Origin of the sequence: Lelliottia jeotgali (assembly GCF_016771845.1) — a bacterium.
GTDB classification, from domain to species: domain Bacteria; phylum Pseudomonadota; class Gammaproteobacteria; order Enterobacterales; family Enterobacteriaceae; genus Enterobacter; species Enterobacter jeotgali.
Map to the genome: position 1 here is coordinate 60,911 of NZ_JAENMQ010000012.1, position 16,954 is coordinate 77,864.

The window sequence follows — 16,954 nt, forward strand, 5'->3', positions numbered from 1 at the left end:
CTTAAGCTAAACCAAACATACTCATGGTGTTGTTCATCTGTGACATGGCCTGCTGCAACTGGGTGAATTGCTTCAGGTAGCGGTTATACGAGGAGTCATAACGCGTATTCATGGCATCCGTTTTGGTGTCGATATCGCTCTGCTGACGGTCAAGCACGTCCTGACGCCCTTTCAGCAACCCGGTGTTCGAGTTGAGGTAGCGGTCGAGGGATTTGTCCATCTTCGAGATCAGCCCCTCTTTACCATTGAACAGGCCGGTCAGCGCTTGCGGGTCGGCAGTCAGCGCGGTATCGAGCTTTTTGCTGTCGATTTCCAGCTTTCCGTCTTTATCCGCCGTGATACCGAAATCGGACATCCGCTTGCCGCCAAACACGGTACGGAGCACATCATTCAGTTCGCGATCGAGCGATGCCATCGTCGAGTCGCCCGCAAACGCGCCGCGCTCTTCCCCGTCACCGCTGCCGCTTTTGGTCAGCTTTTGCAGCGTGTCCTGCAGGGTGTTGTAGGAGTCAATGAAGGTCTGGAGCTGCTCTTTGGTGCCGGTGGTGTCCGTGCCGATGGTAATGGTCAGCGGTTTGTCGGCTTCGGTCTTCGACGTCAGCTCGATAGTGACCCCTTCGATGAGCTTATCCAGCGTGTTGCTGCTGTTGGTGAACTCCATCTCGCCCATGCGGAATTTGGCGTCTGCCGCTTTCGAGATCTCTTTAGCGTTTGCCGAATCAAAACCAGACGTGCCGCCGACCGTGACTTTGTTCGCGGCGCCGCTTTCATCGCTGCTCAGCATCAGGGTAACTTTGCCGTCGGTACGGATAAGCGATGCGGTGACGCCCGGATTGTCTTCATTGCCGTTGATGGCTTTGGTCAGATCGCTGAGGCTGCTGACGCTGTCCATATCGACGGTAATGGTTTTCGCATCCGCCCCTTCGCCCAGCGTGATGTCCATCGTGCCAGTCGCGTTTTTGATCGACTCATCCGTCAGATCGCCAAAGCCTATCTGATGGGCGGACGCCAGCTGATCGACCTCAATGTTGTAGGTCCCTTTTTGCGCCGCAGAGTTCGCCGTAACGTTGGCAATCCCTTCACGGTTGAGGGTCGCGACGTTTTTCAACATCCCGTCATTGGTGTTGTTCAGCCCTTTAATGGCGCTGCGGAAATCGGTCAACGCGGTGCGAAGCGCATCAAGTGCTTTTTTCTGCGACGTCATCGTTGCTGTTTTGGTCTTCAGCTGATTCTGGATCGCCATGATGTCGTAGGACGCCAGCGACTGGGCCAGCGACGTCGGGTCAATGCTGCTGAAATCTGCCATAGTAGTTGTCTCCTTTCGCACCTGTTGCTAAACCATGCTTAGTTAATGCAACCATCGTGCCAATTTTTAAATTGTATTAATTCAGTGAGTTACGAATTACAGGGAAGGCAACTTTCCCCGGATGGGAAAAGGAAGGAAGGGGAAAGGCCGCAAACAAAAACACCGCCTTACAGCGGTGTTTTTGTAGAATGTGGTCGGGATTAGCCCAGCAGGGACATCACCATACCGGACATGCTGTTGGACTGCTTCAGCATGGACATGCTGGTTTGCGCCAGCATCTGGTTGCGGGTCATGCTGGATGCTTCAGACGCGAAGTCAGCATCACGGATGTTACCCAGTGCCAGGTCGGTGTTGTCTTTCATGTTCGCCAGGTTCGCCGCGGTGTGGCCCAGACGGTTGATGTTTGCACCCAGTTTAGAACGCAGAGTACCGACTTCAGAAATCGCGCCTTCTACGCTTGTGATCATCGCCTGTGCGCCAGAAACGGTGGTCAGGGCATCAGCAGTTTTCAGTGCACCCATGCCGCTTGCGCCAGTCACGTTATCCAGCTCAGTTTTCACATCAACTTTCAGATTTTCGCCCTGTGACGCACCGATCTGGAAATTCATCTCTTTGCTGAACTTACCGGTAGTGCCGAACAGGTTTTCGCCTGCGTATTTGGTGTTGTCCATAATGTTGGTCAGTTCAGCATTCAGTTCGTCCATTTCGGACTGCAGCGCAGCGCGGTCTTCCGTGCCGTTGGTATCGTTCGCTGCCTGTGTTGCGAGGTCTTTCATGCGGTACATGATGTTGCTCACTTCATCAAATGCGCCTTCAGCGGTTTGCATCAGAGCAGTTGCGTCAGAGATGTTGCGCTGCGCAACTGCCATACCGTTGCTCTGTCCCTGAAGGCGAGTCGCGATTTGCAGGCCAGCGGCATCGTCTGCTGCGGAGTTGATACGTTTACCGGTACCGAGGCGTTCCATCGCAGTGGACAACATGCTGTTGGATTTATTCAGTGCGTTGGTAGAAGCCATGGAAGATGCGTTAGTGAAAATAGAAAGTGCCATATGATTAATCTCCTTGTGAACCTGTTCGTCAGGTCCTTCTGTCTGGTACTCAAGTAAAACGACACACACCAATGGAGAATTAAATCGGATATGAAAAAAAATTAAAAAATCACTTCTATAAGAAAAAACCTAGTTTTATTAATAAGCGCATAAATTGCGAATACAAATTAAAAACCAATGCGACACATTCATTCCTTAACTTAAATCCAACTTAAAAATAGTTAATGTTTTTTCTTTTCAAAATGTAACTATGTTTTTTACAGATGAAAAAATAAAAACATGAAATTCACATAACCGAACAAACCATTAATATAAAAAACAACAACAGATCACTATTAACGTTTAACGATTCTCATTAATGCTTATCCAGATAATTAACTTAATAATTTGTTGCACATCACACTTTTATCGCGTAAAAATGTGTCACGGAAGAGAAACTTCCTAATCTCATCCCAGAAAAGGCGGAAAATGACTGGCAGTAATGCGTCTTTCCGCAGAGCGAAAATCCTGATTACACCGTAATACCGCTCAATTTTTGCATAATCTCCGCAGGCAAGCGGCAATTCTCAAATGAATTTTTAACGGAATTAATGATTAATTTACATTAAGCATTGTGCGACGTTCCCGCACGCTGCCCGGATGATTTATTGACTCAGGAGTGGCCATTTACCACCAATTGCCATGAGAAAAAAATATTCTACCGTTAATAACTGGTTAGTTGATTTACCCTCTGGTTCACTCATTAGTTTAGTGACAGGTGAAAGAAAACGTCTGGGTGAATATCAATTAAAACTATTAGACGTACTTCTTGAAAATGCAGGAAAAATTCTCACTCGAGAAGAATTAACTACGCTGGTATGGGAACGTCGGGTGATTGGCAATAATAGCCTACCCAATGCCATTCATGCTTTACGCTCAGCGCTGGAAGACGACGGAAAACAGCAAAAGATTATTAAAACTATCCCTAAAAAGGGGTATTTGCTGGAACAGGCCTGGTGTCGCTTTGTTGAAAAAGAGAGTGAAGAAATCGATCTGCCGGAAACGGAGATCGATGGGTTTGTGTTGCCGACGCTCATTTCATCCGATGAAAACAGCGTCGCCGATGAACCAGACACCGCAGCTGAAACCGATGGCATCGCCGAACCGATGCCCGTCACGCCTCCCGCGTTGCTCGAATTGCCCGTCGTTGAATCTGCTAAGCCGCGCTTTCAGCATCCGCTGATCACGCTGGTGATATTGCTGGTAGTGATCGCTATCAGCGCAGCCGCTGGCTGGCAGTACGCCAACAACCAGGGACCAAAGATTGTCGCAGAAGAACAGGATGTCGAGGTTTACAGCAATATTCATGTGTACGAGCTGTCCGAGTCCAACCGTCTGGCAATGAATAAAGAAGATTTTTACAGCAAAATCAAAGATACGCTGTACGCCATTAACCAGCAGATCAAAACGCAGTCCGTGACGATGACGGTCTATTACCAGAGCGTCGATCAAACGCTGAATTACACGTTTGCCCTGAAAAGCCGCTGTGATAACAAGCAACTGGCGATGGCCATCTACCACTGGCGTATCGATCCCACCCAACTGAACAACCTGATACTGCGCGAAACGAGGAGAAAAATCAGTGAGATGGAAACCTGTTCTTAACTGGAAAGTGGCCCTTTCCTGCTTTCTCCTTGTGGCGCTCGCTTTTGCCGGGCTGCGCATTATCCAAACGCCCACAGCTCCGCAAAGCAATGTGGAAGGTTTCATGCAGCTTGGGTTTTATGACCTGATGTCGAAGCGTAAAGAGATTTACGACTCCCATATGCAGACGGTTAACGGCTCGATAATGACCACCATCACCAGCCCGAATGACAATCGTTTTGTGCTGAAGGGCAAATTTACCGCCATCAATAAACAGAACAGCAGATTGTTTTTTTCCTACACCCCCATCTATTACAGCACCGCGCAAAAAGGGCTGATGATTGATGGCCTGGTGGATATGCTGCTGCACATTGATGTCTGGATGCAGCCGCTAAATGTCGGTAATCAGCAGTTGGTCGTCGGGCAGAGTGGCGCGATCTTTTTGTATCCGTTGAAGAAGTAACGCCCCTCACGCTGGCCCTTTCCAGCGGTAAGGGAACCGATTGAGCGATTTGCCTCTACAGCGTTCGTACTTTAGTTAAAGTCACGGGCAGCGACCGACTGAAGTTTCCAGGTATTATCTTCTTTCACCATGCAATCAATAACGATGTGATCCTTTTTTTCACCGTAAGCGATGTAAACCTGTATGCAAGCAGCGTCATAATCTGAGCCCACTACCGCTACGTTTTTCCAGTCGTTCTGATACCCCTGAGCCTTAATGAACATATCAATGTCAGGAACGTCATACTCATTGGGGTCTAGTTTATCCATTGCTTTTAGCTTACTGATAGTTTCACGAGTTACGTAAGGCTTCAGCGCGGTGTAATCGGATAGCGGTTCCTTTCCGCTCATAATCTGCGAAATGTACCACTTGTTGAAATTCAGGGCCGCAGTTGATTCGGGAGATAGAGCCTGGGCTGCCGATGCAAACCAGGGGAAAAAAAGACATGCCATTAATACAATTTTCATTTCAGCGCCGGAATATTTCATAATGTGGTTTCACTTTTCTGTATTCCGAACCGGGATGCATTGTCCGCTGTACAAAATCCGAGTACCAGACTCCTGTTCCGCCGTATAGGCATGCGTGCCCTAATGGGTGGTGCTCTGTAGGTTGTATAACAGCTATATCCCCTTCAGTTGGTTCGCCATATACCTGATGAAAACCAGCCATGATCAGGTTGTTTCTCATGTCCTTTGCGTAATGCGTATTATGAATGTTAGCGCCGCCTGCTCGGATAGCATTGGAGACAAACTCGGCGCACCTACTCTGGCTCTGACTGCCGGCATGCTGACGGGCATACACAATGGCTTTATGGGCATTCCACATATTGCAATTTCCTTATCAGTTCAAAAAGTGACAAGGAATGTTTTACACCTGTTATTGCCGAATTTATGTAAGAGATGATGAGGTGGTATTAACCAACATTAGTGCGGGATATATAAACTAAATGAGCTATTTGCGAACAAAAAGTTTTTGAAGAATGGGGCAGGAAAATCCTCACCCCAATAAATTCTTCACCGTCGCCATATGCACATTTCCCTGTGCCGCCAGCGCTTGCGACAGCAACCCAAACTGCTTACCGCTTCCGGCTAACGCATCGCCGAGCGCGCGCGCGGTATCGAGGGCTTCGCCTGGGGTGTAGACCGTCGACATATCCTGAATGCGCGTCGCCACGCGATCCTGATGAAAATGCAATTTGCTGCGCTCGCGGGTGATTTGGTCCAGCGTCTGCTGCAACTTCTTACCGTCGCCGCGCTCCCAGCGGGTGGCGAGCTGGCCGATCTCATCTTCACGACTGGTTTCCGCCTGCGGGGCCAGCAAAGTAAAGGCATCTGCCGGGAAATGCTGTCCTTCGCCGCGCACACTGAGATGCTGGCTGACGCGTGCCCAGCGGGCTTCGTCCACCTGGAAAGCAACTTTCCCTTCGGGAGCTAGCGTAGCGTTGATGCCCAAACGGCCCAGGCCCACATTCAGATGAGCGAGTGCCTGGCGCGGGGACGACTGCGCAGGCAGCGCCACGGCGGTGAGTTCGCGCTGGCCGCCACCAAGCTGAAACACCAGCGTCTCGCCCTGCGGCTGCTCCAGCAGTTTTTCGACGCCCGGCAGCGTGAAGTTGACCTGGCTTTTTTGCTGGAGGGTGATGTTGAAATTGCGATCGATCGTCCCGCCCGACAACTGTCCGCGTTGATGCAGCAGCGTGTTCAGGCCAGAAGGCGCAGAGCCTTTCTGATGACGCATCACCAGCAGCTGCGTTTCGGCTTCCGACAGATAATTATCCGCCTGCTGAACCGCCGTTAGCTGCTGATTGAGCTGTACGTTATAGCGCAGCGGTCGGCGCGAAAGCAGCGCCGCTTCCGGGAAAGCAGGCGTTGCACGATGCGTGCTGGCGACACGTTCCGGGCGGGCGATCTGCGCCGGTGCCGTCCTGACTGCGGACGGCGTGCTGGCGGCGGTGGTGGTTTTTAATCCTACCTGCATAACCATTACAACATGCTGAAGAGCGAAAGCTGACTGATCATGCTGTACGCTTTGTTAGTGACCTGTACCGAGTTGGAGTACAGCTGGAGATTGATACTGGTGGTTGCCCAATCGGTATCCGACAGGTCGCGCACCACCTGATCGTTAGCGGTGCTGACGTCCGTATGTGCATCGCCAAGCATCGTCAGCCGGTTTTGACGCCCACCCAGATCGGTAAACATCGCTGCCACTTTGCCCTGCGTGTCGGAAGAGAGCGTCAGCATCTCGTTCATCTCGTCCTGATAATCGCTGACCGGAATGCTCGGGTCCTGCATTTTCTCGCTCAGCGATTTCAGCTTGTTCAGCATCTCCAGATCGTTACCGTTGCCAAACGCCTGCACGACGTTGGTGTTTTCGGTGACGCTCACGCCGTTGGCGACGGTGGTTTCACGCGAGCCTTCGTTGCCCTGGTAGATGTATTTACCCTGCGCTTCATCCCAGACCACCGGTTTGGCGTCGGTTTTAGTCCCAGAGAACAGATAGCTTCCACTCTCGTTCTGGGCGTTGATTGACGCCACCAGCGAGTCCAGCATCGACGACAGTTCAGCGCCAAAGCCCGACATATCTTCGCTGCTGTGGGTGCCGTTGGCCGCGCCCAACAGCTTATCGTTGAGCGACAGAAGCTGATTGCTCATCGCCGTGACGTGCGCTTCCTGGCTCGCCAGAGAGCCGCTGAGGCGCGAAATGTTGCTCTGATACTGCTGAATAGCCGACTGTTCGCGGTTGAGTTGCACCAGACGCGTGGCGGCAACCGGATCGTCCGACGGAACGTTGATTCGCTTCTGGGTCGCCATTTGTTCCATCAGCTTGCTCATACGCGTGCCGTTGACGCCAAGCTGCGCCATCATGGCGTCGGAATTATAAAGACTACTGATTCGCATAATTTTTTCCTTAACAACCGTTAAAACAGGCCTAACAGGTCGGTAAAAATCTGGTTGCCGGTGGCAATCACTTTGACGTTGGACTGGTATGCCTGCATGTAAACCTGCAGGTTAATCGCCTCTTCGTCCTGGTTTACCGCGCTGAGGTTGTTGCGCTGCAGCTGCGCCTGATCAAACACCGCCTGGGCGGCTTCCAGTTCGCTCTTCGACTGTTTACTGGCGATACCGATGTTGGAGATGATCGCCGCCGCGCCTTCGTTCAGGCTCATATTGCCCATTCCGCCGATATCGACCTTTTTGTTTTTCAGGTCGATCAGCGCCTGCAGGTTGTCGCCGTTACCCTGCTCGTCCGGGCTGCCGGAGAGCGCCAGTTCGTCGGGCTTGAGATCGTTAACCTGCAAAATGCCCGCCGGATTGGTGAGGTCAAAGGTAAACAGCGGTTTACCCGGATTGCCGTTTTTGTCGAAACCCTGCGCCAGCTGATCGTTAAACAGCGTGGCGACGGTTTCCGCCATCCCCTGCACGGAAGCCTGCATATCCGCCAGTTCGCCGGTTTCGTAGTCGTACAGCGCGCCAAGCTGGCCGCCCGTCGACGGGTTAAGCGAGAAATCGCTGCCGGAAAACTTCAGGTTTAAGACAGAGTTACCGTTGGCGTCAGTGGTGGCGCTGAGCTGCCCGGCCACTTTGCCGCTCACCAGCGGCTGACCGTTTTTCATCGATACGGAGTAGCTGCCGTTGCTGTCTTCCGTCACTTTCACGTCACTGTAGGTGCTGAGCTGTTTTACCAGTTCGTCACGCTGATCGCGCAGGACGTTGCTGTTGCCGCCGGTCGAGTCCATCTCCATGATTTTTTTGTTGTAGTCCGCGATCCCAGCGGTCAGGGTATTCATCTGATCGACCATGGTGTTGCGCTGGTTGGTGACGGACGTTTTCTGGCTGTCGATGAAGTCGTTCATGTTATTGAAACGGGTCGCCAGAGACTGCGCCTGGTTCAGCAGCTGCTGGCGGTTGGCTTCACTTTCCGGCCCGGCGGTTAATGCGCTCAGGGCCGAGAAGAAATCGTCCAGACCGTTACCCAGACTGGTGGAATCCGTGCCAATGACCTTTTCCAGCGAGCTGAGATACTGGTTACTGATGCCGTAATAGTTGGCTTTGCTGTTGCTCTGCCACACCTGGCCTGTCAAATATTGATCGGAAATACGGCGGATACTGTCCACCTGCACGCCCGCCCCGGCGGACATCCCGCCCGGTCCCAGCGTGGAAACGGAGCTTTGGATGATGCCCTGACGGCTGTAGCCCGGCGTCAGCACATTGGAGATGTTCATGGAGGTCACGCTCATCCCAAACTGTGCTGCCTGCAAGCCGCTAAAGGCAATGTTAATCATGTTCATGGATTACTCCTGCCCGCGGCGTATTACCGGAACGACGGGGGGCGTTAATGTCTTCGGATGTTCCTGTAAAGCGACCATACTCTGCGAATTCTTAAGCGGCGCGCGCTCCTGCGGGCCGAGCTGGGTAATGATCATCTGAGCAATGCCCGTGCTGCGCTGGGATGCCAGCTGTGACGCCAGTTTGTCGTCGTAAAAATCGCGCATCATCCGCTGCTGTTTACTGTCGAACGGATTGTTATCCACCAGCGCTTCGGAGGCTTTACGCATTTGCTGGAGCATCGAGCGCAGGAAAATGCCTTCGAACTGCTCCGCCGCCTGCTCCAGATTCTGTGGTTTCACCTGGCCGGTAAAATCGCCGGGCAGGACGCTGGTCTGCGGTTTGATCGCCTGTAACATTGTTTCTCCTTAAATCACAACCAGTTCGGCATCCAGCGCACCCGCTTCATGCAGGGCCTGCAAAATCGCCATCGTGTCGTCCGGCGACGCGCCGAGGCTGTTGATGGTATTCACAATGCTGCGCAGGCTGGTGCCCGCGGCAATCGTCACCATCTGCCCATTGCCGCGATTCACATCGACGTCGCTTTGCGGTGTAACCACCGTCTGGCCCTGGCTGAATGCGCCCGGCTGGCTGACGTTGGACGATTCGCGAATGGTCACGGTCAGGTTGCCGTGCGACACCGCTGCCGCGCGGACCACCACGCCATCGCCAATCACCACGGTTCCCGTGCGGGCGTTAAACACCACGCGCGGCGGCTGTTTTCCGGCGTTGATCTGCACGTCTTCCAGCATCGACATAAACGCCACGCGCTCGCCCGCCGACAGTGGGGCGTTGACCGTCACATTGGTGGCGCTTTGCGCGGTCGCCGTACCGGAGCCAAACGCGCTGTTCAGCGCCACCGCCACGCTGTTGGCGGTTTTAAAACTTGGGCGTTTGAGGTTAAGGATCACCTGGTTGTTCTGCTGAAAATCGGACGGCACTTCGCGCTCGACGGACCCGCCATTCGGCACGCGGCCCACGGTTGGGGTGTTAATGGTCACGCTCGACCCGCTGTTGCCTTCGGCTTTCACACCGCCGACCACCACGTTGCCCTGCGCCAGGGCGTAGACTTCACCGTCTGCCCCGCGCAGTTGCGTCAGCAGTAACGTCCCGCCGCGCAGGCTTTTGGCGTCGCCAATAGAGGAAACGGTGATGTCGATACTTTGTCCGCGCGCATAGCCCGGCGGGAGCGTGGCGCTGATCGCCACCGCAGCGACATTTTTCACTTTCGGATCGATTTTGGTCGGCAGCTGCACGCCAAACTGGCGCAGCATGTTGGTCACCGACTGGCTGGTGAATTTCACCTGGTTTTTATCGCCGGTGCCGTCGAGGCCGACCACCAGGCTGTAACCCACCAGTTGGTTGCCGCGCACGCCCTGAATATCGACCACATTTCCCAGGCGTTCTGCGGTGGCTGCCGTCGTCCACAGCAGCATCAGAAATAGCATTGATTTACGCATCGCAGACTCCATTAAATCGGGAACAGTGGATGGTTGAAGAAGCGCGTCAGCCAGCCTGCGGAGTTGGAGTCGCTGAGCGCCCCGCGTCCGGCGTAGGAGATACGCGCGTTGGCGATCCGCTGGGAGGAGACTGAGTTATCGCGTTCCACGTCTTCCGCACGCACCAGTCCGGTGACGCGCATGTATTCATCGCCTTGATTGAGGGTCAGCCATTTTTCACCGCGCACCGCGAGCACGCCGTTGGGCAGCACTTTGTACACCGCCACGGTGATGGCCCCGCGCAGGCTGTTTTGCTGCTGGGAGGTGGCGTTGCCGTTGAAGTTGCGGCTACCGTCAATCGAGCCGGACAGCTTATCCACTGAGTGACCAAAGGCTTCCGGCACGCCAATCGAGACGTCGTTTTTCTTGCCGAAATTGGTCCGCGCCTGTTTGCTGGCCTGGGTGGATTCGTCCAGTTTCACCGTCAGGATGTCGCCCACGCGATAGGCGCGGCGGTCCTGCGTCAGGGACCAGTTGTAGTTGCCGTTATACAGCCCGCCGCCCTGCACTTTGGTGGTCGGCATGGAGAAATCTTCTGGCGGCGCATAAGCCGCGTCATCTTTTTGCACTAACAGCGCCGGGCTTTCACACCCGGCGAGCAGCAGCGCAAACATTCCAATAACTAACTGCTTTTTCATTTCTTTTTCACTTCACGCGTTACATCGACTGCGTGACAAATTTGAGCATGTCATCCGCCGCCGAGACCATTTTGGCGTTCATCTCGTAGGCGCGCTGAACGGTGATCATATCGACCATCTCTTCAACGACCTGAACGTTGGAGCCTTCCAGCGAGCCTTGTTCGAGCTGCCCGAACGCTTCTTCCCCCGCCACGCCTTCTACCGCTTCACCGCTGGCGGCGGTTTCGCGATACAGGTTGCCGCCGAGGGCTTCCAGTCCGGCTGGATTAACGAAGTTCACCAGCGTTATCTGCCCCAGTTCCACCGGTTCAGCCTCACCGGCGACCGTGGCGGTGACGGTGCCGTCTTTGCCGATCTGCAGATCTTTGACGTTGTCCGGCAGTTCAATCTGCGGCACCAGCGGCAGACCCTGGGCGTTGGTCAGCATACCGTCCGGGTTTTTCTGGAAGTTACCGGAGCGGGTATAGGCGATATCGCCGTCGCTGGTTTCCACCTGGAAAAAGCCCTGGCCGGTGATGGCGACGTCCAGCGACTGTCCAGTGTTCTGGATGTTGCCGGTGGTGAACTCTTTCTGCGTGCCGACAATTTTGACGCCAGTACCAAACTGAATACCGGTCGGCGAAGTGTTGTTCTGGTCAAGCTGACCGCCCGGCGTGCGCTGATTCTGATAGAACAGATCGGCGAACATCACGCGATCGCGCTTAAACCCGGTGGTATTGACGTTCGCCAGGTTGTTAGAGATGGCGCTCATCTTCGCGTCTTGCGCGGCAAGACCGGTTTTACTGATCCATAAAGCGGGATTCATGGTTGTTCCTTTTTGCTAAGCGGAAAAAAATCAGGCGTTACGCAGCAGGCGATTGCCCGCTGTCGCCAGATCTTCTGCCGCCTTCATCATTTTGATTTGCGCTTCGAACTGACGGTTGAGCGCGATGCTGGAGACCATTTCGTTAATCGCCGAGACGTTCGAGGTTTCCAGGTGGCCGGAAACCACTTCCACCTCTTCGGTTCGCGGATTGACGTTGGCGTTGGTCACCAGAAAACCGGCGCTGTTTTTGCTCAACTGGTCAGCGGCGATATCCACCAGCTTGATGCGGTCGACGTCCATCGGCGCGGCAATATCACCGTCGTCCGCCACGATGGTGATCACCCCGTCGTCGGCGATGCTGACGGACGAAAACGGCGGCAGCACGATCGGGCCGTTATCGCCGGAGACCGGCAGACCATCGATGGTCAGATCGCCCTCGGGGCCAACTTCAATCTGCCCGTTGCGGGTGTAGACCTCGCGGTTGCCGCTCACCAGCGCAATCAGGCCGCTGCCTTTCACGGCAACATCCAGATCGCGCCCGGTTTCACGCGTCGCGCCCGGCGTTAAATCCACGCCGCCCTGCTGCTGTTGCACCAGGAAACGGGAGGCATAACCCTCCCCCTGAATCTGCTGTGACATCGCGCTGTCCAGATCGTGGCGAAAACCCTGGGTGTTGACGTTCGCCAGGTTGTTCGCGTGGATCTGTTGCTGGGCAAGGCTGCGAGACGCCCCGCTCACGGCGGTATAAATTAAGTGGTCCATTACAGGGCCTGGAACAGCGAATTCATCATGCTGTCGTTGGTGCTGATCACTTTGGTGTTGGCCTGATAGTTACGCTGGGCGGTCATCAGCCCGACCAGCTCGGCGGTCAGGTCAACGTTCGAGCCTTCCAGGGTGTTGGAGCTGATTGCGCCAAGCAAACCGGTTCCCGGTGCGCCCGTCAGCGGCGTGCCGGAGCTGGCGGTTTGCGACCAGGTGGTGCCATCCTGAGAAGAGAGGCCGTTCGGATTGGAGAAGCTCGCCAGAACCAGCTGGCCCTGCAACAGGCGCTCGCCGTTGGAGAAGGTGGCGTAGACGCTGCCGTCTTTGTCGATCATCTGGCCGGTACGTTCGCCCGAGGCATAGCCGTTACCGCTGTTTTTACTGACCGAGAAATCGGAGCCGAACTGGGTAGTACCGCTGTAGCTCAGGGTCAGTTCGATACCTTCCGCACCCGGAATATCCGCATTAATGGTCACCGGCCCGGTCGGCGCCTGCAGTACGCCCTGCTCGGTGAAGGTCATTTTCTCGGTGGTGCCGAGATCCTGATCGTCCATGTAGTAGTGCACTTCCCACTCGTTGTCGGAGGTTTTGACGAAGTACTGCTTCATGGTGTGTTCGCGGCCCAGGGAGTCGAACACCTGCGTGGCGTAGGTATGGTTGTAGGATTTTTCATCCTTCGGATCGAAGGTGGCGTTTTCCGGCAGCTTTTCGTTGGCGTTCAGGTTGGCGGTAAAGTCGAGAGTGCTGGTCGCTTTCGCCGGAATCGAGCCGCTGCTGATGGTCAGATTGCCGATGGTGCCGGTCTGTACCACGCCGTTAGCATCGACCGGATAACCCTGCAGGTACATGCCACGGTTGTTGATCAGATTGCCGTTGCTGTCAGTCTGCATAAAGCCCGCGCGGGTGTAGGCGGTGGTACCAGCGCTGTCGCGCATCATAAAGAAGCCGTCGCCGTTGATCGCCAGATCGAGGCTGTTAGCAGAGGCAAAAATGGCGCCGCTTTTGGAGATACTCTGCGCAATACCGGTGACGCCCACGCCCAGCGGCTGGCCTTCGGCATATAAAGAAGCAAACTCGGCGCGGCCAGATTTAAAGCCCACGGTGCCGGAGTTAGCGATGTTGTTGGAGATCGCCCCAAGCTGTTGGTTGATGGCATTCAGGCCAGAAACTGCAATATCAAAACTCATAATAATTCCTGATTAACTCGTTAATCCCTTAGGGGTTTTATCGCTGGATTGCCCGAACTGGGTGATGTTGTTGTACGCCACTTCGCCGATACCGGTGATGTTGAGCACGGTCGCGGTGCCGTCGAGCGGGACGCGCACGTTGTTCACCACGCCGCCGACTTCGATCGGCACTTTGGCCGGTTCGTTGTCGGTCATCACGGTCATGGTGTACTTGCCCTCTTTCAGCCCCAGCGCTTCAGGGTCGATGTTGAAGTCCACGGAACCGGCTTCCTGTTTACCCAGCTCGATTTTGGTCTCGGTGCCGCTTTCGTCTTTGACGATCACCGTGACGGTGTTAGCGGCATGATCCAACGTCAGGCGACCTTCAATGTTGGTGCTGCCGTCGGTATTAATGGTGTCGGTCTGAACCATCACCTTCTGCCCGACCAGATTGCCCGTCGACAGGGTTTGCAGGTTGTCCATCAGCACCGCGTTGTTAGCCATGAGTTTCGACATGGTCTCCATCGACTGCACCTGGGTCAGCTGCGCGAGCTGGCCGACGTATTCGGTGCCATCGGTCGGGTTCAACGGGTCCTGGTTCTGGATTTGTGCCACCAGCAGCTGCATAAACAGGTTGTTCATCCCCGCCGCGCTGTTGTCATTGGCGGATACGCCACTGTCGTAAGTGGTGGTACCGGATTGAGTGGAAACGCCATTCACGCTCATCTATTACGCCTCGCCCAGACGCAGCAGGCTCTGCTGCATGCTTTTTACATTGTTAAGAACATCAACGTTGGTTTCGAAGTTGCGCGATGCGGACATCATGTCGGCCATCTCTTCCACCACGTTGATGTCCGGATACCAGACGTAGCCGTCCGGGTTCGCCATCGGATGATGTGGTTCATAACGCTGAACCGCATTGCCGGATTCCACGACGTCCATCACCTGCACGCGGGCGCCGGACAAACCGTTGTTGTTCAGCAGCTCGTCGTTCTGATACACCGCCGCAAACACCGGACGGCGTGCCTTGTACACGCCCGCTTCTGCCGTTGCCGCGGTTTCGGCATTGGCGAGGTTACTGGCGACGGTATTCAGGCGGACGGTTTGTGCCGTCATGGCCGAGCCTGAGACCCGGTAGATATCGGTAAAAGCCATTTATCGTTACCTGATTCAATTACTTGCCTTCAATGGCCTTCTTCAGACCAGTGAATTTCATGTTTAAAAACGCCAGGCTCATCTGATAGTCCTGAACGTTTTTGGCAAACTCTGTTTGTTCCACATCCAGCGCAACGGTGTTGCCGTCCGAGGAGGGCTGATAGGGCACGCGATACATCTTTTGCGCCGTCGAGCCTGGAAAGAAATCCCGCTGCGAACGTTGCATCTCTGCGGCAAAATCAATATCTTTAGCCTGGAAATTGGGTGTATCGACGTTAGCCAGGTTTGCTGAAAGCAGTTCCGCCCTGGAAAGTCGAAGTGCTACAGCTTGCGGATGAACGCCCAATGCCTTATCAAAACTAATACTCACAACTCACTCCTTCGTGATGGTGGACGCTTGCGATAGTCCGTGTTGCTACAATCTTTAAAGCAACTATCGTGCCAGGTTTACAACATCATGATTTATAGAGTTTTATCACTATCTGTACCGCGCTATGGGAAGCTCTTTTTCCGCTTCACCCTTACCGCTTCATTACTGAGCTTTGCCGCTGCTTCTTTTGCAGCCCCCCCGACGCCTGCCAGCGCCCGTAAGCAGGTGCATTCCCGCGTCCAGCAGGCGGCCTCCGACGCGATCCGTCAGGAAGCCCAGCGCAGCCGCTGGGAGGATTACCAGGCGAAGCTCAATCTGTTTATTCCGTCCGAGATCTCGCAATACACCCCATGCAGCGTGCCGCTCACGGTTAGCATGCCGAACGGTGAACGCCTCGATCTGCGCAGGCTGCGTTTTGACGTGCGCTGTGAAAGCGCGAACGGCTGGGAAGTGGCGGTGACGGTCAAACCGGACATCTATCTTTCGGTGCTGATGGCCAAAAACACGCTTGAGCGCGGGCATGTTCTTGGCGCTTCCGATATCACGTTGAAGAAATTCAATATCAGCAATTTGCGCAGCGGCTATGTCACCCATCCCGACGATGTGGTGGGGCTGACGCTCAAGCGTCGCGTGCGTGAACTTCAGCCCATCAGCATGAGCCAACTGGATTCACCGGTGATGGTCGAACGCGGTCAGCGAGTGCTGATGATTGCCGATCAGGACGGCGTAGAGGCACGTACGATGGGGATCGCCAGCAAAAAAGGGCGCAAAGGCGAGATGATCAAAGTGAAGAATGAGAGCAGCGAGCGGGAAGTCACCGCCATCGTCAGCGACATGGGTGTGGTTCGAACCAGCCTGAGCGCGAAAAATTAAAAAACTTTACGCAGGGTTTAAGTTTCGCCCTCAGTGCGTCGCTTTACAGGGGTATGGAGAGAAGGAAACATTTTTTCCGCCCGCTGAACAGCCGACGTAACCTGCAAATAACCCAGAAGATGGAGTAAGCGATGAAAGTGACATCCCCACAGTACGCCATGACGAGCGCGATTAATCAGTCCAGTGCCACGGCACCGACTCGCACCGCAGGTGCTGAGGAGATGAAAGTTGCACGCACCACCGCCATTGACCCGGTTCTGGGTGATGCGCAGACGCAGCTGGCCACGATGCCAGAAGTCGATATGGCGCGCGTCGCCAGCATGAAAGAGGCTATCGCCAGCGGGAAAATCAGCGTCAATCTTGATGCCCTGACCAGCGCGATAGAGCAATACTATCAGAGGTAAAAATGAGTAACGCCGCACAGAGCGTCAAAACGCTGATTCAGGGAATGGTCGACGACCGTAACCGTTACGGCCAGCTGAAGTCACTGCTGAAGGATCAGCGTCAGTATCTTATCGCGCGCAATGCGCAAGAACTGGAAACGCTGAACGCCAGGATTTTTACGGTGTATGAGCAGCTACTGGAAAATAGCAAGCTGCGCTATCAGCTCCTGACCGGGCTGGGTATCCCCGCCGGCGCGCATGGCCTGCGCACGCTCTTCACTCGCCTGCCCGCCGCCAATCAGTCACAGCTCAACACGCTCTGGGATTCACTGGAGCACATCGCCGCCGAATGCAAAGCGCTGAATGACAGCAACGGCATGGTGCTGACCATGCAGCAGGACGTGCTGCAAAACCTGTTTAACGTGGGGGAGCCAGAGAACTGGCTTTATCGGCAGGTTTGACTTGCCCCTATCAGATCGTTTGGCACTGACCGCAATA

At 54.5% G+C, this 16,954-nt stretch carries 20 protein-coding genes; 5 read left to right on the plus strand and 15 right to left on the minus strand.

Annotated elements, in window-relative coordinates:
* Position 1: 1 nt before the first annotated feature.
* On the minus strand, positions 2–1,306 hold the full coding sequence (gene fliD, locus JBO43_RS18795; RefSeq protein WP_095280391.1) for a flagellar filament capping protein FliD: 1,305 nt from the start codon (positions 1,304–1,306) through the stop codon (positions 2–4).
* A 200-nt stretch (positions 1,307–1,506) separates the two neighbouring features.
* Positions 1,507–2,355 (minus strand): flagellin N-terminal helical domain-containing protein, encoded by an 849-nt coding sequence (locus JBO43_RS18800; RefSeq protein ID WP_103947476.1) that lies wholly within the window; start codon positions 2,353–2,355, stop codon positions 1,507–1,509.
* Positions 2,356–3,036: 681 nt separating this feature from the next.
* Here JBO43_RS18800 and JBO43_RS18805 point away from each other — a divergent pair.
* Positions 3,037–3,999, plus strand: a complete 963-nt coding sequence (locus JBO43_RS18805; RefSeq protein ID WP_202674826.1) for a winged helix-turn-helix domain-containing protein — start codon at positions 3,037–3,039, stop codon at positions 3,997–3,999.
* Positions 3,977–4,441 (plus strand): hypothetical protein, encoded by a 465-nt coding sequence (locus tag JBO43_RS18810; protein WP_095280388.1) that lies wholly within the window; start codon positions 3,977–3,979, stop codon positions 4,439–4,441. The genes JBO43_RS18805 and JBO43_RS18810 overlap by 23 nt, the downstream gene beginning before the upstream one ends.
* Positions 4,442–4,512: 71 nt before the next feature.
* Here the strand turns inward: JBO43_RS18810 and JBO43_RS18815 are convergent, their stop codons facing one another.
* The 13 genes from JBO43_RS18815 to flgB all read right to left on the minus strand — a co-directional run bounded on the left by JBO43_RS18815 (position 4,513) and on the right by flgB (position 15,200).
* Positions 4,513–4,947 carry a DUF3828 domain-containing protein gene (locus tag JBO43_RS18815; RefSeq protein WP_095280387.1) on the minus strand — a complete coding sequence of 145 codons (435 nt, stop codon included), beginning with the start codon at positions 4,945–4,947 and terminating at the stop codon, positions 4,513–4,515.
* A 529-nt stretch (positions 4,948–5,476) separates the two neighbouring features.
* The gene (locus tag JBO43_RS18820) at positions 5,477–6,463 is read right to left on the minus strand and encodes a hypothetical protein (RefSeq protein ID WP_202674827.1); all 987 of its coding nucleotides are present in this window, start codon (positions 6,461–6,463) and stop codon (positions 5,477–5,479) included.
* Entirely contained in the window at positions 6,463–7,377 is a 915-nt protein-coding gene (flgL, locus tag JBO43_RS18825) for a flagellar hook-associated protein FlgL (RefSeq protein ID WP_095280385.1), read from the minus strand. The genes JBO43_RS18820 and flgL overlap by 1 nt, the downstream gene beginning before the upstream one ends.
* A gap of 20 nt (positions 7,378–7,397) precedes the next feature.
* Positions 7,398–8,768: a flagellar hook-associated protein FlgK gene (gene flgK / locus JBO43_RS18830; RefSeq protein ID WP_095280384.1), complete on the minus strand. Its 1,371-nt coding sequence runs from the start codon at positions 8,766–8,768 to the stop codon at positions 7,398–7,400.
* A 3-nt stretch (positions 8,769–8,771) separates the two neighbouring features.
* A complete protein-coding gene (locus JBO43_RS18835) occupies positions 8,772–9,164 on the minus strand; it encodes a rod-binding protein (RefSeq protein WP_202674828.1) in 393 nt (130 codons plus the stop codon).
* Between the two features lie 9 nt (positions 9,165–9,173).
* The gene (locus JBO43_RS18840; RefSeq protein WP_165790686.1) at positions 9,174–10,265 is read right to left on the minus strand and encodes a flagellar basal body P-ring protein FlgI; all 1,092 of its coding nucleotides are present in this window, start codon (positions 10,263–10,265) and stop codon (positions 9,174–9,176) included.
* Positions 10,266–10,276: 11 nt separating this feature from the next.
* Entirely contained in the window at positions 10,277–10,942 is a 666-nt protein-coding gene (gene flgH, locus JBO43_RS18845; RefSeq protein WP_095280381.1) for a flagellar basal body L-ring protein FlgH, read from the minus strand.
* A gap of 19 nt (positions 10,943–10,961) precedes the next feature.
* Complete coding sequence (gene flgG / locus JBO43_RS18850) at positions 10,962–11,747, minus strand: flagellar basal-body rod protein FlgG (protein ID WP_095280380.1); 786 nt, start codon at positions 11,745–11,747, stop codon at positions 10,962–10,964.
* A 30-nt stretch (positions 11,748–11,777) separates the two neighbouring features.
* Positions 11,778–12,509, minus strand: coding sequence for a flagellar basal-body rod protein FlgF (locus JBO43_RS18855; protein ID WP_095280379.1), 732 nt, complete (start codon positions 12,507–12,509; stop codon positions 11,778–11,780).
* Entirely contained in the window at positions 12,509–13,696 is a 1,188-nt protein-coding gene (flgE, locus tag JBO43_RS18860) for a flagellar hook protein FlgE (RefSeq protein ID WP_095280378.1), read from the minus strand. The genes JBO43_RS18855 and flgE overlap by 1 nt, the downstream gene beginning before the upstream one ends.
* A gap of 12 nt (positions 13,697–13,708) precedes the next feature.
* Entirely contained in the window at positions 13,709–14,401 is a 693-nt protein-coding gene (gene flgD, locus JBO43_RS18865) for a flagellar hook assembly protein FlgD (protein WP_202674829.1), read from the minus strand.
* Positions 14,402–14,404: 3 nt separating this feature from the next.
* Positions 14,405–14,830 (minus strand): flagellar basal body rod protein FlgC, encoded by a 426-nt coding sequence (gene flgC, locus JBO43_RS18870; RefSeq protein ID WP_095280376.1) that lies wholly within the window; start codon positions 14,828–14,830, stop codon positions 14,405–14,407.
* Positions 14,831–14,849: 19 nt separating this feature from the next.
* Positions 14,850–15,200, minus strand: a complete 351-nt coding sequence (flgB, locus tag JBO43_RS18875) for a flagellar basal body rod protein FlgB (RefSeq protein ID WP_095280375.1) — start codon at positions 15,198–15,200, stop codon at positions 14,850–14,852.
* A gap of 87 nt (positions 15,201–15,287) precedes the next feature.
* Here flgB and flgA point away from each other — a divergent pair, with 87 nt between their 5' ends.
* From flgA to JBO43_RS18890, 3 genes are all read left to right on the plus strand, one after another.
* Complete coding sequence (gene flgA, locus JBO43_RS18880; RefSeq protein ID WP_202674830.1) at positions 15,288–16,073, plus strand: flagellar basal body P-ring formation chaperone FlgA; 786 nt, start codon at positions 15,288–15,290, stop codon at positions 16,071–16,073.
* A 131-nt stretch (positions 16,074–16,204) separates the two neighbouring features.
* Positions 16,205–16,477 (plus strand): flagellar biosynthesis anti-sigma factor FlgM, encoded by a 273-nt coding sequence (flgM, locus tag JBO43_RS18885; protein ID WP_095280373.1) that lies wholly within the window; start codon positions 16,205–16,207, stop codon positions 16,475–16,477.
* 2 nt (positions 16,478–16,479) lie between these two features.
* Complete coding sequence (locus JBO43_RS18890; RefSeq protein WP_103947484.1) at positions 16,480–16,917, plus strand: flagellar protein FlgN; 438 nt, start codon at positions 16,480–16,482, stop codon at positions 16,915–16,917.
* The last annotated feature ends 37 nt before the right edge of the window (positions 16,918–16,954 follow it).